Origin of the sequence: Chromohalobacter israelensis DSM 3043, from assembly GCF_000055785.1 — a bacterium.
GTDB lineage: Bacteria > Pseudomonadota > Gammaproteobacteria > Pseudomonadales > Halomonadaceae > Chromohalobacter > Chromohalobacter israelensis.
The window spans coordinates 3296348-3314238 of record NC_007963.1; the positions used below are offsets into that span (position 1 = coordinate 3296348).

17 protein-coding genes are annotated in these 17891 nt (G+C 64.6%); 4 read left to right on the forward strand and 13 right to left on the reverse strand.

What is annotated here, in order from left to right; translation table 11 throughout:
• Positions 1 to 7: 7 nt before the first annotated feature.
• From trxB to CSAL_RS14965, 3 genes are all read right to left on the reverse strand, one after another.
• Positions 8 to 961, reverse strand: coding sequence for a thioredoxin-disulfide reductase (gene trxB, locus CSAL_RS14955; protein ID WP_011508250.1), 954 nt, complete (start codon positions 959 to 961; stop codon positions 8 to 10).
• 150 nt (positions 962 to 1111) lie between these two features.
• The gene (locus CSAL_RS14960; RefSeq protein ID WP_011508251.1) at positions 1112 to 1714 is read right to left on the reverse strand and encodes a peroxiredoxin; all 603 of its coding nucleotides are present in this window, start codon (positions 1712 to 1714) and stop codon (positions 1112 to 1114) included.
• A 174-nt stretch (positions 1715 to 1888) separates the two neighbouring features.
• Positions 1889 to 2098, reverse strand: a complete 210-nt coding sequence (locus tag CSAL_RS14965; protein WP_011508252.1) for a CPXCG motif-containing cysteine-rich protein — start codon at positions 2096 to 2098, stop codon at positions 1889 to 1891.
• 363 nt (positions 2099 to 2461) lie between these two features.
• On the opposite strand from CSAL_RS14965, the gene acnA reads away from it, so the two are divergent.
• Entirely contained in the window at positions 2462 to 5194 is a 2733-nt protein-coding gene (gene acnA, locus CSAL_RS14970) for an aconitate hydratase AcnA (protein WP_011508253.1), read from the forward strand.
• 115 nt (positions 5195 to 5309) lie between these two features.
• Here the strand turns inward: acnA and CSAL_RS14975 are convergent, their stop codons facing one another.
• From CSAL_RS14975 to radC, 10 genes are all read right to left on the reverse strand, one after another.
• Positions 5310 to 6995 (reverse strand): NAD-dependent malic enzyme, encoded by a 1686-nt coding sequence (locus CSAL_RS14975; RefSeq protein WP_011508254.1) that lies wholly within the window; start codon positions 6993 to 6995, stop codon positions 5310 to 5312.
• Positions 6996 to 7155: 160 nt separating this feature from the next.
• The gene (locus CSAL_RS14980; protein ID WP_011508255.1) at positions 7156 to 8379 is read right to left on the reverse strand and encodes a YeeE/YedE family protein; all 1224 of its coding nucleotides are present in this window, start codon (positions 8377 to 8379) and stop codon (positions 7156 to 7158) included.
• 172 nt (positions 8380 to 8551) lie between these two features.
• Positions 8552 to 9565, reverse strand: a complete 1014-nt coding sequence (locus tag CSAL_RS14985) for a tryptophan--tRNA ligase (RefSeq protein ID WP_011508256.1) — start codon at positions 9563 to 9565, stop codon at positions 8552 to 8554.
• Between the two features lie 105 nt (positions 9566 to 9670).
• A complete protein-coding gene (gene ald / locus CSAL_RS14990; RefSeq protein WP_011508257.1) occupies positions 9671 to 10786 on the reverse strand; it encodes an alanine dehydrogenase in 1116 nt (371 codons plus the stop codon).
• A gap of 170 nt (positions 10787 to 10956) precedes the next feature.
• A complete protein-coding gene (locus CSAL_RS14995; protein ID WP_011508258.1) occupies positions 10957 to 11280 on the reverse strand; it encodes a putative signal transducing protein in 324 nt (107 codons plus the stop codon).
• A 7-nt stretch (positions 11281 to 11287) separates the two neighbouring features.
• The gene (locus CSAL_RS15000; protein WP_011508259.1) at positions 11288 to 12478 is read right to left on the reverse strand and encodes a class I SAM-dependent rRNA methyltransferase; all 1191 of its coding nucleotides are present in this window, start codon (positions 12476 to 12478) and stop codon (positions 11288 to 11290) included.
• Positions 12479 to 12518: 40 nt separating this feature from the next.
• Complete coding sequence (mutM, locus tag CSAL_RS15005; protein ID WP_043558643.1) at positions 12519 to 13334, reverse strand: bifunctional DNA-formamidopyrimidine glycosylase/DNA-(apurinic or apyrimidinic site) lyase; 816 nt, start codon at positions 13332 to 13334, stop codon at positions 12519 to 12521.
• Between the two features lie 98 nt (positions 13335 to 13432).
• Positions 13433 to 13588 (reverse strand): 50S ribosomal protein L33, encoded by a 156-nt coding sequence (rpmG, locus tag CSAL_RS15010; protein WP_011508261.1) that lies wholly within the window; start codon positions 13586 to 13588, stop codon positions 13433 to 13435.
• A 17-nt stretch (positions 13589 to 13605) separates the two neighbouring features.
• Positions 13606 to 13842, reverse strand: a complete 237-nt coding sequence (gene rpmB / locus CSAL_RS15015; protein WP_011508262.1) for a 50S ribosomal protein L28 — start codon at positions 13840 to 13842, stop codon at positions 13606 to 13608.
• Positions 13843 to 14013: 171 nt separating this feature from the next.
• Positions 14014 to 14688, reverse strand: a complete 675-nt coding sequence (gene radC, locus CSAL_RS15020; RefSeq protein ID WP_011508263.1) for a RadC family protein — start codon at positions 14686 to 14688, stop codon at positions 14014 to 14016.
• Positions 14689 to 14871: 183 nt separating this feature from the next.
• Between radC and CSAL_RS15025 the strand changes: the two genes are divergently transcribed.
• Genes CSAL_RS15025 through CSAL_RS15035 form a run of 3 tightly spaced genes read left to right on the forward strand, consistent with a single transcriptional unit; the run spans position 14872 to position 17882 of the window.
• Positions 14872 to 15618, forward strand: a complete 747-nt coding sequence (locus tag CSAL_RS15025; protein WP_011508264.1) for a GntR family transcriptional regulator — start codon at positions 14872 to 14874, stop codon at positions 15616 to 15618.
• Positions 15615 to 16826, forward strand: coding sequence for a D-mannonate dehydratase ManD (gene manD, locus CSAL_RS15030; RefSeq protein ID WP_011508265.1), 1212 nt, complete (start codon positions 15615 to 15617; stop codon positions 16824 to 16826). Before CSAL_RS15025 ends, manD begins: the two co-directional genes overlap by 4 nt.
• Positions 16827 to 16859: 33 nt before the next feature.
• Positions 16860 to 17882: a zinc-binding alcohol dehydrogenase family protein gene (locus CSAL_RS15035; RefSeq protein WP_011508266.1), complete on the forward strand. Its 1023-nt coding sequence runs from the start codon at positions 16860 to 16862 to the stop codon at positions 17880 to 17882.
• Positions 17883 to 17891: the final 9 nt, after the last annotated feature.

Genomic DNA, 17891 nt, shown 5'->3' on the forward strand with positions numbered 1-17891 from the left:
GCCGTGATCACTCCAGGCCGTCGAGATAACGCTCGGCATCGAGAGCCGCCATGCAGCCGGTCCCCGCGGAGGTGACCGCCTGGCGGTAGACGTGGTCCATGACGTCGCCGGCGGCGAAGACGCCCGGCACGCTGGTCATGGTGGCATTGCCCTCGAGGCCGGACTTGACCCGGATGTAGCCGTTGTTCATCTCCAGCTGCCCTTCGAAAATGCCGGTATTCGGCGAGTGGCCGATGGCGACGAACAAGCCCGGCGCCTGGATTTCCCGTGACGCCCCGTCGACGGTGGAGATCAGGCGCACGCCGGTCACGCCGGTGTTGTCGCCCAGCACCTCCTCGAGCGTGTGGTTCCAGATCACCTCCATGTTGCCGTTCTCGACCTTCTCGAACAGCTTGTCCTGGAGGATCTTCTCGGCACGCAGACTGTCGCGGCGATGCACCAGCGTCACCTTGGAGGCGATATTGGAAAGATACAGGGCTTCCTCGACGGCGGTGTTGCCCCCGCCGACGACCACGACTTCCTGGCCACGGTAGAAGAAGCCGTCGCAGGTCGCGCAGGCGGACACGCCCTGCCCCATGAACTTCTCTTCGGACGGCAGGCCCAGATAGCGCGCGCTGGCCCCGGTGGAAATGATCAGGGCATCGCAGTTATAGGTGCCGTTTTCGCCCTTGAGCACGAACGGGCGCTCGCGCAGCTCGACCTCGTTGATATGGTCGAACAGCACTTCGGTATCGAAACGCTCGGCATGGCTACGCATGCGCTCCATCAGCTCCGGTCCCTGCACGCCTTCGGCATCGCCCGGCCAGTTGTCCACATCGGTGGTGGTCGTCAACTGGCCGCCCGCCTGCATGCCCGTGATCAGCAGGGGCTTGAGATTGGCGCGTGCCGCATAGACGGCCGCCGTGTAGCCGGCGGGGCCGGAACCGAGAATGATCAGTCGTTCGTGACGCACGTCGCTCATGGAAAACCTCGCTTACTGGATACGCTGACCGGTGTGAGGGCCGAAAAAAACGGGTTGTGGGATGAAGGCCTCGTCTGCATCCCACAAGCCGCTTGTCGCTACGGCAAAGGGCGGCCGTTTGGCCGCCCTTCGCTGCACAAGCGCCGGTACTTAGAGTTCGTCGGAGTGAGAACCCAGGTACTTGGCGACGCCTTCGGCGGTGTCCTTCATGCCTTCCTGGCCTTCGTCCCAGCCTGCCGGGCACACTTCGCCGTTCTTCTGGTGGAACTTGAGGGCCTTGACCATGCGCAGCATCTCGTCGACGTTGCGGCCCAGCGGCAGGTTGTTGACGACCTGGTGCTGGACGACGCCGTCTTCGTCGATCAGGAAGGACGCGCGCAGCGCGACGCCGGCTTCCGGATGCTCGATGCCGAAGGCCTGCGTGATCTCGTGCTTGACGTCGGCCACGATCGGGAAGCCGACTTCACCGATGCCGCCCTTGTCGTGGGGCGTCTTGCGCCATGCGTGGTGAGTGAACTGAGAGTCGATGGACACCCCGATCACCTCGACGCCCAGCTCGCGGAACTGCGCCAGACGGTTGTCGTGGGCGATGATCTCTGACGGGCAGACAAAGGTGAAGTCCAGCGGCCAGAAAAAGACGACACGCAGCTTGCCGTTGGTTTCGGACAGCTTGAAGTCTTCGACGATGGTGCCATCGCCCAGAACCGCTGCCGCTTCAAAATCGGGTACCTGACGTCCAACCAATACGCTCATTCATGTCTCCTGAAAAGTCGGGTGGATGACTGTAATGAAACCCTGCCAAGGCTAACGGCGGGTTCCCATTATGCCAATTTGATTGCCCCAATGGATGGTATAGGCACTTCCTATCGGGTCGATAACCTGACGCGTGCCCTGCACGGCCAGGGGCCGCGCATGACACCGAGATGCTCAAAAGACGTCGTCGTCGCGCCCCAGCGTGACATCCTCGAGTTCACCGCTGAACTCGGACACCGAGACCTGCACTTGAATCGGCGCACAGCACCGAGGACAGTCCTCCCATGTCTCGTGGCTGCCCGCGCTACTGTCGATCAGCAGATCGAACGCCGTATCGCAGTAGGGACAGGTCGCCGGCCAGGGAAACAGCATCTCTTCGTTCATCGCGACTCCTCGCGTGCGGCATACGCACCTGAACGTCTATGCTTCAGGCACGTCATGCTCATGAATGTCGGGACGATACATCGTCCTTTCAAGCCGCGCACCGAGATTCTTCGATATCACGGCCGGACGCCCGGTGCCGACCAGGCCTGTCGCCTGCCACCTTGGTGACATGGGAGTGCTTGAAATAAAGGCGTATCATGACCATGTCATCGCTATCGGCGAGTCTCGCGAGATCGCCGAAGGAACCTGACTCGCGGCGAACCGGGCCGCTGGATTGTCCCTCGGCCTATGCGGCACAAGAAGACGCAGGGTGGTTCGGCGTTCGCCATGTAAAATCGTCCAGCATGAGGAGGAGGGCCCCACATGTCCGAAGCTCCACAGAATACGTTATCGACACTCGATGTCGGCGATCGTACCTACCACTACTACAGTCTGGACAAGGCTGCCCAAGCATTCGGCGATGCCTCGCGGCTCCCCATGACGCTCAAGGTGTTGCTCGAGAACCAGCTGCGTTACAGCGATGATGAAAGCGTCTCCCCCGAGGACATGCAGGCGCTCGTCGATTGGCAGAAAGAGGCACGCTCCACCCGCGAGATCGGCTACCGCCCGGCCCGTGTTCTGATGCAGGATTTCACCGGTGTCCCCGGGGTCGTGGACCTGGCCGCCATGCGCGATGCCGTCAAGCGCCTCGGCGAGTCGGCCGACCGCATCAACCCGCTGTCGCCGGTGGACCTGGTCATCGACCACTCGGTCATGGTCGACCATTTCGGCGATCCGTCGTCGTTCAAGGACAACGTCGCCATCGAGATGGAGCGCAACCGGGAACGTTACGAATTCCTGCGCTGGGGCCAGCAGGCATTCGATAACTTCCGCGTCGTGCCGCCGGGGACCGGCATCTGCCACCAGGTCAACCTGGAATACCTGGGCAAGACGGTGTGGACGAAGGAAGAAGACGGCAAGACGTTCGCCTATCCGGACACCCTGGTCGGCACCGACTCCCACACCACCATGATCAACGGCCTGGGCGTACTCGGCTGGGGTGTCGGCGGCATCGAAGCCGAAGCCGCCATGCTCGGCCAGCCGGTCTCGATGCTGATTCCCGAGGTCGTCGGCTTCAAGCTCACCGGCAAGCTGCGTGAAGGCATCACCGCCACCGACCTGGTGCTGACGGTCACGCAGATGCTGCGTCAGAAGGGCGTGGTGGGCAAGTTCGTCGAATTCTACGGCGACGGCCTCAAGGACCTGCCCCTGGCGGACCGCGCCACCATCGGCAACATGGCGCCCGAGTACGGGGCCACCTGCGGGTTCTTCCCGGTCGACGAGGAAACGCTCAACTACATGCGCCTGACCGGCCGTGACGAGCACCAGATCGCGCTCGTCGAAGCCTATACCAAGGCCCAGGGCCTGTGGCGCGAACCCGGTGCCGAGCCGATCTTCAGCGATACGCTGCACCTCGACATGGGCGAGGTCGAGTCCAGTCTGGCCGGCCCCAAGCGGCCCCAGGACCGCGTCGCCCTGACCGACATGAAGTCCACCTTCGAGAAGATCCTCGAGGACCGCAAGCCGGATGCCGCCCCGACTGAACAGGGCAAGTGGCTCTCCGAGGGCGGCCAGACTGCCGTGGGCAACGAGGAAGGCGCCGAGAGCGGTGATAGCCAGGCGTGCGAAATCGACGGCGAGAACTTCCAGCTCGATCACGGCGCGGTGGTCATTGCCGCCATCACCTCGTGCACCAACACCTCCAACCCCAGCGTCATGCTGGCCGCCGGGCTGTTGGCGCAAAAGGCCGTGGAAAAAGGCCTCACCACCAAGCCCTGGGTCAAGACCTCGCTGGCGCCGGGCTCCAAGGTGGTCACAGATTACCTGGATGCCAGCGGCACCCAGAACGATCTCAACGAACTCGGCTTCAACCTGGTCGGCTACGGTTGCACCACCTGCATCGGCAACTCCGGTCCGCTGCCCGAGGCCATCGAGAAGGCCATCGACGACGGCGATCTGACCGTGGCCTCGGTGTTGTCCGGCAACCGCAACTTCGAAGGCCGCATCCATCCGCTGGTGCCCACCAACTGGCTGGCGTCACCGCCCCTGGTCGTGGCCTATGCCCTGGCCGGCAACATGCGCATCGACCTCTCCAAGGACCCGCTCGGCAACGACCGTGACGGCAACCCGGTCTATCTGAAGGACATCTGGCCGAGCCAGGCAGAAATCGCCACGGCCGTCGAGCAGGTCAGAACCGAGATGTACCGCAAGGAATACGGCGAGGTCTTCGAGGGCGACGAGATCTGGAAGTCGCTCGAAGTACCGGAAAGCGATGTCTACGCGTGGAACAAGAATTCCACCTACATCCAGCACCCGCCATTCTTCGAAGGCATGGGCAAGGAGCCCGCACCGCTGGAAGACGTCAAGAACGCCAGCGTGCTGGCCATGCTCGGCGACTCGGTGACCACCGACCACATCTCGCCGGCCGGCGCGATCAAGCCGGATAGCCCTGCCGGTCGCTACCTGCAGGAAAACGGCGTGAAGCCCAAGGATTTCAACTCCTACGGCTCGCGTCGCGGCAATCACGAGGTGATGATGCGCGGCACCTTCGCCAACGTGCGCATCAAGAACGAGATGCTCGATGACGTCGAGGGCGGCTATACGCGCCACGTGCCGTCCGGCGAGCAGATGGCGATCTACGATGCGGCGATGAAGTACGCCGAGGAATCCACGCCGCTCGTGGTGGTCGCCGGCAAGGAGTACGGTACCGGCTCGTCGCGCGACTGGGCCGCCAAGGGCACCCGGCTGCTCGGCGTACGCGCGGTGATCGCCGAATCCTACGAACGTATTCACCGTTCCAACCTGATCGGCATGGGCGTGCTGCCCCTGCAGTTCCCCGAAGGCGAGGATCGCAAGTCGCTGGGCATGACCGGCGATGAAACGATCTCCATCGAGGGCATTGCCGATATCGAGCCCGGCGGCAAGGTCACGGTGACCATTGCATCCAGCAAGGGCGAGAAGAAGATAGAGGCGCTGTGCCGCATCGATACCGCCAACGAAATGGCCTATTACCGCCATGGCGGCATCCTGCACTACGTGCTGCGCAGCATGCTGTAATGTCGCGCTGAGCTGGCATCCGCCAGCGGCATGAAAAAACACCCCGCCGGCATTGCCGGCGGGGTGTTTTATTGTGCCTCGAGGCCACCCATGGCGCCACGTCAGGCTGGCACCCTTAGAAGGCGCGGCGACGATAGGCACGGTAACGCGGGTACCAGAAGTGGCGTTCGATGGCATCCCACAGCACCTCGTCGCTTGAGGCCAGGGCCACGTCTTCTTCCTGAGCCTGCTTCGCCACGGCGAAGGCGATTTCCTTGCTGATCTCGCGAATGTCCCCCAGCGAAGGCAGCAAGGCGCCCTTTCCGGTCTTGACGATGGGCGCGCCCTGGGCCAGGGCATTGGACGCCGCCATCAGCATCTTGTCGGTCACCCGGGAGGCGTTGGCCGCCACCACGCCCAGGCCGATGCCGGGGAAGATGTAGGCGTTGTTGCACTGGGCGATCGCGACCTCGCGTTCGCCGACACGTGCCGGCTTGAAGGGGCTGCCGGTGGCCACCAGCGCCTCGCCCCCGGTCCAGTCGAGGATATCCTGAGGCACCGCCTCGACCTTGGAGGTCGGATTGGACAGCGGCATCACCAGCGGCTGCGCGCAGCCCGCATGCAGGGTCTTGATCACCTCTTCGGAGAACAGGCCGCGCTGCCCGGACACCCCGATCAACACGCTCGGCTTGGCGTTACGCACCACATCCAGCAACTCGCGCGCCTGGGTGTCCCAGTCGCTCAGGCTGGCGGGGTCGTGGGCCAGGCGCTGCTGGAAGTCGTAGAGCGCTTGCATCTCGGTGGTCAACAACCCGTGACGATCCACCATGTAGACCCGGCGACGCGCTTCGGCTTCGCTCAAGCCCTCCATGGTCATCGCCACGACGATCTGCTCGGCGATACCGCAGCCTGCCGAACCGGCGCCGAGGAAGGCGATGGTCTGGTCCTTGAGCGCCTCGCCCTTGGCCTTGCAGGCCGCCAGCAGCGTCGCGACGCAAACCGAGGCCGTGCCCTGGATATCGTCGTTGAAGCAGCACAGTTGATCGCGATAGCGCTCGAGCAACGGCATGGCGTTGGTCTGGGCGAAATCCTCGAACTGCAGCAGCACGTTCGGCCAGCGACGCTGCAACGCCGCCATGAACATGCCGATGAACTCATCGTATTCTTCCTGGCTCACCCGCGGATGACGCCAGCCCATGTACATCGGGTCGTCGAGCAGCGTCTGGTTGTTGGTTCCCACGTCGAGCACGATGGGCAGCGTGTAGGCGGGACTGATGCCGCCGCACGCGGTGTACAGCGAGAGCTTGCCGATGGGAATCCCCATGCCGCCGATGCCCTGATCGCCCAGTCCCAGGATGCGCTCGCCATCGGTGACCACGATCACCCGCACCTTGTCCTTGGTCGCACTGCGCAGGATATCGTCCATGCGGTGCCGGTCGGGATACGAGATGAAAAGCCCGCGATGGTTGCGATAGATCTTGGAAAATTCCTCGCACGCCTCGCCTACCGTGGGCGTGTAGATGATCGGCAGCATCTCTTCGAGGTGCTCTTCCAGCAGCCGGAAGAACAACGTCTCGTTATCGTCCTGGATGGCACGCAGATAGATATGCTTGTCGAGATTGGTGGCGCACTTGGCGTACTGCGCATAAGCGCGCTGCGCCTGCTCCTCGATGGTTTCCACGTTCTGCGGCAACAAGCCCAGCAGGTTGAAACTGACGCGCTCGTCGAGCGTGAAGGCGCTGCCCTTGTTGAGCAACGGCATTTCCAGCAGTGAAGGGCCGGCATAAGGGATATAGAGGGGACGCTTGGATGTTTCGCTCATCGTTTGCCTCGCGCGGGTGACGGTTCTCGGAGCCAGTGGCGGCTCCGCACGGCGCTCAAGGGAGCTACTATATCACGCCGATTTGACACCCACGCATACGCCACGACGACAAACGGCGCTCCGAGGAGCGCCGTCGATCATGGCGAGGACAGCATGCCGCTCAGCAGCTGCGGGCCGCCGGACGCGCCGCCCCCGGGAAGAACAAGGGCCGCAAGCGCACACCCAGCATGTTGCCGGCGAAGGCCGCGACCAGCCATAGCCAGCCGTGCAGGCTGCCCGAGGCGATACCGCCGAAATAGGCGCCGATGTTGCAGCCGAACGCCAGCCGCGCCCCGTACCCGAGCAGCAGTCCGCCGATGGCCGCCGCCACGGCCGAGCGCAACGGGATATTGAACTTGGGCGCGAAACGGCCCGCCAGCGCCGCGGCGGCCATCGCCCCCAGGATGATACCGATGTTCATCACGGTGGTGATGTCGCTCCAGACGCTGGCCTTCAAGGCTGCCGCGTTGCCGGCCGCCTGCCAGTAGCCCCAGCCACTGACATCGCCGCCCAGCGCCTCGAACCCTTTGGCGCCCCACAGGGCGAAGGCCGAGGTGATCCCCCAGGGACGCCCGGCGAGTGCCAGGGTGATGAAGTTGAGTACCGCCAGTCCCACGGCACCGGCCAGCAACGGCCAGGGACCCTGCAGCCACCGTGCGCGACCGGCTTCGACCTGCGGGGCGCGCTCGAGCTGGCCGTGGCGACGCTTCTCCATGATGACCGTCAATGCCGCGATCCCGATGAACAGCCCCAGGCTCACGACGATCCCGCCGCCCACACCGAACAGGCCATGCAGCGATGTCGGCTGGAACGCCGGCAACGTCTGCCACCAGGCGAAATGCGCCGTACCGATCAACGAGCCGATGATGAAGAACGCCAGGGTGATCACCATGCGCGCATTGCCGCCGCCCACCGTGAACAAGGTCCCCGAGGCGCAACCGCCGCCCAGCTGCATGCCGAGTCCGAACAGGAACGCCCCGACCAGTACCGATACACCGATCGGCGCGATATAGCCGGCGACCGGCGTACCGAACAGGGAGCCCGCTCCCAGCGCCGGAAAGAACAGCACTACCGCCAGGGCCAGCATGACCATCTGCGCGCGCAGCCCACGCCCGCGCCGCTCGGTGATGAAGACCCGCCAGGCCGAGGTGAAACCGAAGGCCGCATGGTAGAGCACCATGCCGAAGGCGCCCCCGACGACCATGAGCCACCCCTTGGCGGCACCGAATGCCACCCCGACGGCCAAGGCCGCCAGCAACAAGACCACCGCCGATGCCAGCGCCAGTGGCGGCAAGCCACGACGCGGTTCGGCGGTGGCAGATGAAACGCTGGACGCGTCACGCATCGCAACCTCCCGAAAAGTGTTCGAATGGAAATTGTTGGCTATCTTAGCGCCTGCCCGATCCTTTTAAAAATTCATAAAGACCATTTCTGCTATAGCTTATGGCAATATAAAAACATGGGGCCCGTGTCATCGCGACACGGGCCCCAGGGAAAACGGGCAGGCAAGGCGCCGGTTACACGAAACGGCCCAACCCGACGACTTCACGCAGACGCTCCATGAGAGGTTGCGCCTCGGCGCGGGCCTTGTCGGCCCCCTGCTGCAGCACGCGCTCGATATGTCCCGGATCCTCGAGCAGGGCGTTGTAGCGCTCGCGCGGTTCGCGCAGATGCTCGTTCACATACTCGAAGACCCGATTCTTGGCGTCGCCCCAGCCGATACCGTTCTCGTAGTCGGCGCGCATGGCACGCGTCTCCTCCGGCGTGGCAAAGGCCGAAAAGATCTGGAACAGGGTGCAGGTGTCGGGATCCTTGGGCTCGCCCGGCTCCAGCGAGTTGGTCTTGATCTTGCGCACCAGTTTCTGGAGCTTCTTCTCGGAGACGAACAGCGGAATGGTGTTGTCGTAGCTCTTCGACATCTTGCGGCCGTCGAGCCCTCGCAGCACTTCGACGTTCTCGTCGACCACTGCTTCGGGCAACGTGAAATAGTCGCCCTTGTAGATGTGATTGAAGCGCCCCGCCATGTCGCGCGCCATCTCGATGTGCTGAATCTGGTCGCGGCCGACCGGCACCTTGTTGGCCTTGAACATCAGGATGTCCGCCGCCATCAGCACCGGATAGCCGAACAGCCCCATGCTCACGCCCTTGTCCATGTCCTGATTGCCGAGCGCCTCGTTGTCGGCCACCGCCGCCTTGTAGGCATGCGCGCGGTTCATCAGGCCCTTGGCGCACACGCACGACAGCAGCCACGTCAACTCGGGAATCTCGTGAATGTCCGACTGACGGTAGAAGACCGCGTTGTCGGTATCCAGCCCCAGGGCCAGCCAGGTCGCGGCGATCTCCAGGCGCGACTGCTGAACGCGTCTGGGGTCCTGGGCCTTGATCAGGGCATGCAGGTCGGCGAGGAAATAGAAGGATTCCACGTCGGGCGTCTGGCTGGCATGAATGGCAGGCTTGATGGCCCCGACATAATTGCCGAGATGCGGGGTGCCGGTCGTGGTAATACCGGTCAGAACGCGTGTCTTGGTCATGAAATTGGGCTGATCGCAACGAAATGTGAGAATTCGCCCAGTGTACAACGACGCCCCGGTCAAGGCGACCGGGGCGCGCGAGGTCCGCTGGTCACAGCGAAGTGACTATGACAGCAGTGTGCGCGGGTCGACGGCCTCCAGAGCGAAGGCCTTGGCCACCGCCGGGTGGGTGATGCGCCCGGCATGCACGTTGAGCCCCTCGAGGAAGTGAGGATCTTCCGCCAAGGCGCCCTGCCACCCCTTGTCGGCCAGGGCCAGCACGAACGGCAGGGTGGCATTGGTCAACGCCTGGGTCGAGGTGCGCGCCACGGCGCCCGGCATGTTGGCGACGCAGTAGTGCACCACGCCATCCACCACATAGGTGGGGTCGGCATGCGTCGTCGCGCGGCTGGTCTCGAAACAACCGCCCTGGTCGATGGCCACGTCCACCAGCACGCTGCCCGGACGCATGTCGGCGAGCATGTCGCGCGTGATCAGCTTGGGCGCCTGCGCACCGGGCACCAGCACCGCCCCGACGACGATGTCCGACTCGCGCACCGCCGTCTCCAGGGCATCCGCCGTCGAGTACACGGTATTCAGACGCCCCTGATAACGATGATCGAGCACTTCCAGACGCGCCAGCGACTTGTCGAGCACGGTCACCTCGGCACCCAGCCCCAGCGCCATGCGCGCGGCGTTCTCGCCGACCACGCCGCCACCGATCACCGTGACCTTGGCCGGCGCCACGCCGGGCACCCCGGGAATCAGAATGCCGGCACCGCCCTGGGCCTTTTCCAGGCTGTGCGCCCCGGCCTGGATCGCCATGCGGCCGGCAACGCGGCTCATCGGCGCCAGCAGCGGCAACCCGCCCTGGTCGTCGGTGATCGTCTCGTAGGCGATACAGGTGGCTTCACTGTCCATCAACCCCCGGGTCAACGACTCCTCGGCGGCCAGATGCAGGTAGGTGAACAGGGTATGCCCGGGCTTGAGGCGCTTGACCTCCTCCGGCTGGGGTTCCTTGACCTTGACGATCAACTCGGCGTTGTCCCACAGCGCATCCAGGTCCTGCTCGATACGCGCCCCTGCTGCGGCATACTCGGCATCCGGGAAGCCGGCACCCTCGCCCGCCGATGCCTGCACGGCCACGGTATGGCCGCGCGCCGCCAGCTCTCGCACCACACTCGGCGTCAGAGCGACACGATACTCATGATTCTTGATTTCCTTGGGTACGGCGATTTTCATGGCGCCTCCGCTTCACGATGGGGTCAATGTAGGCTCGATACCTAACCATTACAGCACACACACCGGAATCGAAGGGGCAACGCGAAAAAAACAAAACAACGTGCTGAACAGACCCCGCCGGACAGAAAACCTTGCGGTCACACGGCGCGATACCGAAAGATTTACGCCGACTAGCGCGGGCGCTCCCGGTTGCACTGCCAGCAGGCATCGAATGCGCCCTCCAGCCATTCGCCGCACGCAGGGCAACGCCAGTCAGGGGGCGGCTCGGCAGGACCGTCGAGTGCCTCCTCGACCAATGCCTCGGCGCGCAGACGATGGCCGGCCGGCACCCAGACCTCCGGCTCGCATTCGCCTGGCGGCAACTCGCCGGCGCCACCGCCCAGGGTCATGTTGCGCAGCGTGGGAACCAGCCCCGCGCTGGCCAGCACGTTATGCACGTGGCTGACCAGTAACGCGTTGGGGTGTCGAAAGACACGTACGTCGTCGCCCGTCATGCCTGCCTCAGTTGCGGAAGACCCGCACGCCAAGCGCCTTGAGATAAGCGGTCTCGGGAATGGCCGGGTGCACCGGATGGTCCGGGCCCTGGCTACCCTGGTAGATGACCTGTCCGTGGCGATCCTGATGACGCACCGCGCCGCGCACGCATTCCATCAGGCGGTCGGGCGCCAGGTGCATCGAACAGGACGCCGAGAGCAGCAGGCCATCGCGCCCCAGCAGGCGGATCGCTTCACGGTTGAGCCGTGAATAGGCGCGCTCGCCGTTGGGAATGTCCTTGCGTCGCTTGATGAACGCCGGCGGATCGAGCACGATCACGTCGAACTGCTCGCCTTCCGCCTTGAGCGCCGCCAGCGCCTCGAAGGCATCACCTTCACCGATGGCGACCTGTTCGGCCAGACCATTGAGCGCGGCGTTCTCGGCCACGTGCTCCAGCGCCTGGGCGGAACTGTCCACGCACAGGACGTCACTGGCGCCATGCGCCGCCGCCTGGATGCCCCAGCTGCCCACGTAGCTGAAGACATCCAGCACGCGCTTGCCGGCGACCAGGCCGTTGAGCCATGCCCGGTTGGGACGGTGGTCGAAGAACCAGCCGGTTTTCTGTCCATCGAGCACCGGCGCCACGAAACGCACGCCATTCTCCTCCAGCAGGACCTGATCGGGCAGCTCGCCGTAAGCCACCTCGACTTCCTCGCCGAGCTGCTCCTGGCGACGACCGGACGAGTCGTTCTTGAAGACGATGGCGCGCGGCGCCAGCACCTTCTCGAGCGCGGCGACGATCTCGTCACGCAGCCGATCCATGCCCACGGTGTTGAGCTGCACGACCAGCACATCATCGAAGCGGTCGATGATCAGCCCCGGCAGCAGATCGCCCTCGCCATGCACCAGGCGATAGAAGGGCTTGGCGAACAGCCGCGCGCGCAAGCTCAGCGCCTGCTTGAAGCGATGCACCAGCAGTGAACGATCGAGACGCACGTCGACGTCGCGCGAGACGATACGCGCGCAGATCAATGAATGCGGATTGACGTAGGCAACCCCCATCGGCTTGCCGTTGGCCGCTTCGATGACCGCCTGGCCACCCGGCTCGAAATCTTTCAGCGGCGTGGCATCGGTATCGATTTCGTTGGAATAGAGCCACAGGTGACCCGCCTTGAGACGGCGATCGGCGTTTTTCTTGAGGCGTAGACGTTCGGTCACGGAAAACCTCTTGGCGATGACATGGCGTGGCGCGAGGCGCTCAACGCTGACAGTGAGGACAGAAGACGCTGGCACGCTGACCCAGCGTTACCAGGCGAAGAAGCTCGCCGCAACGCCGACAGGGGGCATCGTGCCGTCCATAGACGTTGAGGCGCTGAGCGAAGTAGCCGGGTTCGCCGGTGCCGCTGACGAAGTCGCGCAAGGTCGTGCCACCCTGGGTGATCGCCGCCGCCAGCACGTCGCGCGCCGCCTCGGCCAGACGTTCGTAGCGCTCGCGCGAGATACGCCCGGCCGCGCGCCGCGGATCGATGCCCGCGAGAAACAGCGCTTCGCTCGCGTAGATGTTGCCGACTCCCACCACCACCGCGTTATCCATCAGAAACGGCTTGACGGCAACGCGCCGCTTGCGCGACAGGCGGTAGAGACGCTCGCCGTCGAAGTCGGGCGACAACGGCTCGGGCCCCAGGCGCGCCAGGCGTGGATCGTCGAGGGGAGACCCCTGCAGCCAGTCCACGAATCCGAAACGGCGCGGATCGTGGTAGCGTAGTATCGCACCGCCTTCCAGCACCAGATCGACATGGTCGTGCTTCCTGGGCAGATCGCCGAGGCGCGCCAGGCGCAGACTGCCGGACATCCCCAGATGCCACAGCAAGGTGCCTGCGCCGACCGGCATCAGCAGGTACTTGGCGCGCCGCCCGAGTTCACCGATGCGGTGGCCGACGAGGGTGTCCGCCAGATCGTCCGGCACCGGCGTGCGCAGGCGCGGCTGGCGCACGATGATCTCACGAATTTCACGCCCCTCGACATGCGGCGCGATGCCTCGGCGCGTCGTCTCGACTTCGGGAAGTTCAGGCATGCAGGCACCTCGCCACGTTCTTGCCGGCATAAAAAAACCCGGAGCGACCCGGGTTTTTCGAACAGGTGAACATCACCTGTGGCGCAGGAGGACCAAGATCACTTGATCTTGGCTTCCTTGTACATCACGTGCTTGCGGACGACCGGGTCGAATTTCTTCATTTCGAGCTTATCCGGGGTGTTCCGCTTGTTCTTGTCGGTGGTGTAGAAATGGCCGGTACCGGCGCTTGACACCATCTTGATCTTGTCACGCATGACTCGTTACTCCCTGATTAAACGCGATCGCCACGCTTGCGGATGTCGCTGAGCACTTCTTCAATGCCCTTCTTGTCGATGATGCGCATGCCCTTGGAGGAAACGCGCAGCTTGACGAAGCGCTTCTCGCCTTCCACCCAGAAACGATGGGTGTGCAGGTTCGGCACGAAGCGACGACGGGTCTTCCGCTGGGAGTGAGAAACGTTGTTACCAGTCACCGGGCGCTTACCGGTAACCTGACATACTTGGGACATGGAAGCCTCCAACCACTGGCGAGTTGTTCAAAACCTGTCGGGCAAACCGGGAATGGCAGGCTACCGCCTTCTGCCCTGATTCAAAGGGCGTACTTTATACCAGACGTCAAGTATTGCCGCAAGCTCGCGGCAACATGACGGACGGGCAACCTGGCACGGCGGATACGACATTCAAAGCCATCCGCGTTCGGCGAACGATACTACCTCACCATCGCCGACGACGAAATGATCCAGCACGCGAATGTCGAAAAGTCCCAGCGCGTCGCTGAGACGCTGCGTGATGCGGCGGTCGGCGTCACTCGGCTCGGCCACCCCCGACGGGTGGTTGTGCGCGAAGATCAGCGCACCGGCATTCAGCGCCAGCGCCCGCCGCGAGACCTCGCGCGGATAGACGGACGCACTGTCGAGCGTGCCTTTCGAGAGCGTCTCGAAGCGAATCACGCGATGCTGCGTATCCAGAAACAGCGCAGCGAACGCCTCATGAGGCAAGTGACGCAATTGCGACGTCAAAAAACGCCGCACCAGCGTCGGCGAGGTCAGGGCCGCGCCGCGCTCCAGCAGGCTCCCCAGATGCCGCCGAGACAGCTCCAGCGACGCCTGCAGCTGCACGTACTTGGCCTCGCCCAGCCCATGCTCGGCGCAAAAGCGCGCCAGGTCCGCCTCCAGCAACGGCCGCAACCCACCGAACGCCAGCAGCAGGTCACGCGCGAGATCCACTGCCGAGCGCCCCTTCACGCCCACGCGCAGAAAAATCGCCAGCAACTCCGCATCCGAAAGCGCCGACGCCCCCAGGGCCAGCAGTTTTTCGCGCGGCCGCTCCCCTTCCGGCCATTCGTGGATCGCCATTCCCAACGGCTCCTCGTGCTCGTGTCTTGCGTGAATCCAGATTGATATCGGCAGGTCAATATAAGCCAATTCGAATAAAAGCGTAACATTTCGACCAAGGTCTGACCGACCAAAGTGTCATCGCGCACCACCCTGACCCAACTACCATACTAGTCAGACAACGAAACGAGGCAGGGTTTTCACATGACGCCATCGCTGCTCGCACTCTGGGAGGAACAGCCCGACGGCAACGTCCGCCAACGGCTTTATGCGGTCCTGCGCCAGTCGATCATCCGCATGACGCTGGCTCCGGGGCAGGCGCTGTCGGAGAAGGAGATCGCCGAAACCTTCGCGGTCAGCCGCCAGCCGGTCCGCGAAGCCTTCATTCGTCTCTCGGAGGCAGGCCTGGTCGAGGTGCGCCCCCAACGTGGCACCTACGTGGTGCATATTTCCCAGGCCGCCGTCATGGAAGCGCGCTTCGTGCGCGAGGCCATCGAGATCGCCGTGGCCCGCGACGCCGCCGAGCAGGGGCTCGACGCGGCCATCCACGACGAGCTGCATGAACTCATCGCCCGCCAGCAGCGCTGTATCGCCCCCCAGGACCACGACCGTTTCTACCGGCTCGACGAGGAATTCCACCGCACCCTGGCGCTGGGCACCGGCCACGATGCCGCCTGGCGCGTGACCCAGGAAGTCAAGGCGCAGCTCGACCGGGTGCGTTACCTGAGCGTGCCGGACGCTACCCCCATCACCAAGCTGATCGACCAGCACACCCGCATTCTCGAGGGCATCGTCGCGCGCGATGCCGATGCCGCCGAACGGGCCGTGAAGGAACACCTGCGCGAGATCCTCAGCTCGCTGCCGGCCCTGGTCGAGCGCTTCCCCGACCTTTTCGAGGCCGCCGCGTCCAGCGGTCGTCGAACCCCGCTGCCCTCTGGAGTCAGTGCATGAAGATTCGCGACGCCTACACCATCGTCACCTGCCCCGGCCGTAACTTCGTGACGCTCAAGATCGTCACCGAGTCAGGCACCCACGGCATCGGCGATGCCACCCTGAACGGCCGCGAGATGGCGGTGGCCGCCTATCTCGACGAACACGTCGTGCCGGCACTGATCGGCCGCGATGCCGGCCGCATCGAGGACACCTGGCAGTACCTCTATCGCGGTGCCTACTGGCGGCGCGGCCCGGTGACCATGACCGCCATCGCCGCCGTCGACATGGCGCTGTGGGACATCAAGGCCAAGGCCGCGGGCATGCCGTTGTATCAGCTCCTCGGCGGCAAGAGCCGCGAGCGGGTGATGACCTACGCCCACTGCACCGGGCAGACGATCGAGGATTGTCTCGGGGAAGTCGCTCGCCACGTCGAGCTGGGCTACCGGGCGGTACGCGTCCAGTCCGGCGTGCCGGGCATCGAGACCACCTACGGTGTCGCCAAGACGCCCGGCGAGCGCTACGAGCCGGCCGACTCGTCGCTGCCCGCCGAGCACGTATGGAGCACCGAGAAATACCTCAATCACGCACCCAAGCTGTTCGCCGCGGTGCGCGAGCGTTTCGGTGACGACCTGCACGTCCTGCACGACGTCCACCATCGCCTGACGCCGATCGAAGCGGCACGACTGGGCAAGGCGGTCGAGCCCTATCACCTGTTCTGGCTGGAAGACTGCGTGCCGGCCGAAAACCAGGAGAGTCTGCGCCTGATCCGCGAGCACACCACCACGCCGCTGGCGATCGGCGAGGTGTTCAACTCGATCCACGACTGCCGCGAGCTGATCCAGAACCAGTGGATCGACTATATCCGCATGCCGCTGACCCACGGCGGCGGCATCACCGCGATGCGTCGCGTCGCCGACCTGGCGTCGCTGTATCACGTACGCACCGGCTTCCACGGCCCCACCGACCTGTCGCCGGTATGCCTGGGCGCGGCGATCCACTTCGATACCTGGGTGCCCAACTTCGGCATCCAGGAGCACATGCCGCACACCGACGAGACCGACGCGGTGTTCCCCCACGACTATCGCTTCGAGGATGGCCACTTCCTGGCCGGCGAGAGCCCGGGACACGGCGTCGACATCGACGAGGAACTCGCTGCCAAGTATCCCTACGAACGCGCCAGCCTGCCGGTCAACCGTCTGGAAGACGGCACGCTCTGGCACTGGTGATCCCGTCTTCCCTTATCCAGAGCGGAGTCCGTCATGAAAGCATTCGAGGTTCGCGCCCCCCACGACTTCGGCATCGTCGACATCGATGCCCCGCAGGCCGCCGCCGGCGAGGTGCTGGTCGGCGTCGCCTTCGCCGGGATCTGTGGCTCGGACATGCACATCATCCACGGCGAGAACGCCTTCGTGCGGTTCCCACGCATCACCGGCCACGAGTTCGCCGGCATCGTCGAGGACATCGGCGACGGCGTCGAGGGCCTCGCGGTGTGCGACCGGGTGTGCATCGACCCGGTCATCAGCTGCGGCGAGTGCTACCCGTGCCGCATCGGCCGTCCCAATGTCTGTACCCGGCTCGCCGTGATCGGCGTGCACCGCAACGGCGGCTTCGAGCAGCGCGTCAGCGTGCCGGCGGACAACGTGCACCGCCTGCCGGCGAACGTCGGTCTCGACCAGGCCGCGCTGGTCGAACCGTACACCATCGCGGCCAATGTGCTGGAGCGCATGCAGCCGCATGACGGCGACGCCCTGCTGATCCTCGGCGCCGGCGTGATCGGCCTGACCATCCTGCAGGTCGCCCGCGCCAAGGGGCTCACCGACATCACCGTCTGCGACGTCATCGACGACCGCCTGGATGCCGCCCGCTCGCTGGGCGCCAGCCACACCGTCAATGGACAACGACAGGACCTGGAGGCCGTGATGAGCGAGCGCAGCGACGGCGAGGGCATTCCGCTGATCGCCGACGCCGCCTGCGTGCCGGCCCTGTTCCCGCAGCTGGCGCGCATCGCCTCACCGGCCGGGCGCATCGGGCTGCTGGGTTTCAACGCCACGCCCAGCGACCTGGTTCAGCTCGAGGTGATCAAGAAGGAGCTGACGATCGTCGGCTCGCGCCTCAACAACCGCAAGTTTCCCGACGTCATCGAGATGCTCGCCAGCGGGCGGCTCGATGCCTCGGCGCTGGTCAGCCACCGGCTGCCCTTCGCCGAGATGGGTGAGGCGATCCACATGATCGACCATCACCCGGAACGGGTGCGCAAGGTGCTCATCGAGCTCGGTGCCTGACGCATCGCG

Coding starts and splice junctions, on each gene's coding strand:
- ald (WP_011508257.1), bottom strand. CDS start 10,786: ATGAAAATCGCCGTACCCAAGGAAATCAAGAATCATGAGTATCGTGTC.
- CSAL_RS14980 (WP_011508255.1), bottom strand. CDS start 8,379: ATGCGTGACGCGTCCAGCGTTTCATCTGCCACCGCCGAACCGCGTCGT.
- CSAL_RS14995 (WP_011508258.1), bottom strand. CDS start 11,280: ATGACGGGCGACGACGTACGTGTCTTTCGACACCCCAACGCGTTACTG.
- rpmB (WP_011508262.1), bottom strand. CDS start 13,842: ATGTCCCAAGTATGTCAGGTTACCGGTAAGCGCCCGGTGACTGGTAAC.
- CSAL_RS14965 (WP_011508252.1), bottom strand. CDS start 2,098: ATGAACGAAGAGATGCTGTTTCCCTGGCCGGCGACCTGTCCCTACTGC.
- CSAL_RS14960 (WP_011508251.1), bottom strand. CDS start 1,714: ATGAGCGTATTGGTTGGACGTCAGGTACCCGATTTTGAAGCGGCAGCG.
- CSAL_RS15025 (WP_011508264.1), top strand. CDS start 14,872: ATGACGCCATCGCTGCTCGCACTCTGGGAGGAACAGCCCGACGGCAAC.
- mutM (WP_043558643.1), bottom strand. CDS start 13,334: ATGCCTGAACTTCCCGAAGTCGAGACGACGCGCCGAGGCATCGCGCCG.
- trxB (WP_011508250.1), bottom strand. CDS start 961: ATGAGCGACGTGCGTCACGAACGACTGATCATTCTCGGTTCCGGCCCC.
- CSAL_RS15035 (WP_011508266.1), top strand. CDS start 16,860: ATGAAAGCATTCGAGGTTCGCGCCCCCCACGACTTCGGCATCGTCGAC.
- CSAL_RS14985 (WP_011508256.1), bottom strand. CDS start 9,565: ATGACCAAGACACGCGTTCTGACCGGTATTACCACGACCGGCACCCCG.
- acnA (WP_011508253.1), top strand. CDS start 2,462: ATGTCCGAAGCTCCACAGAATACGTTATCGACACTCGATGTCGGCGAT.
- CSAL_RS14975 (WP_011508254.1), bottom strand. CDS start 6,995: ATGAGCGAAACATCCAAGCGTCCCCTCTATATCCCTTATGCCGGCCCT.
- rpmG (WP_011508261.1), bottom strand. CDS start 13,588: ATGCGTGACAAGATCAAGATGGTGTCAAGCGCCGGTACCGGCCATTTC.
- manD (WP_011508265.1), top strand. CDS start 15,615: ATGAAGATTCGCGACGCCTACACCATCGTCACCTGCCCCGGCCGTAAC.
- radC (WP_011508263.1), bottom strand. CDS start 14,688: ATGGCGATCCACGAATGGCCGGAAGGGGAGCGGCCGCGCGAAAAACTG.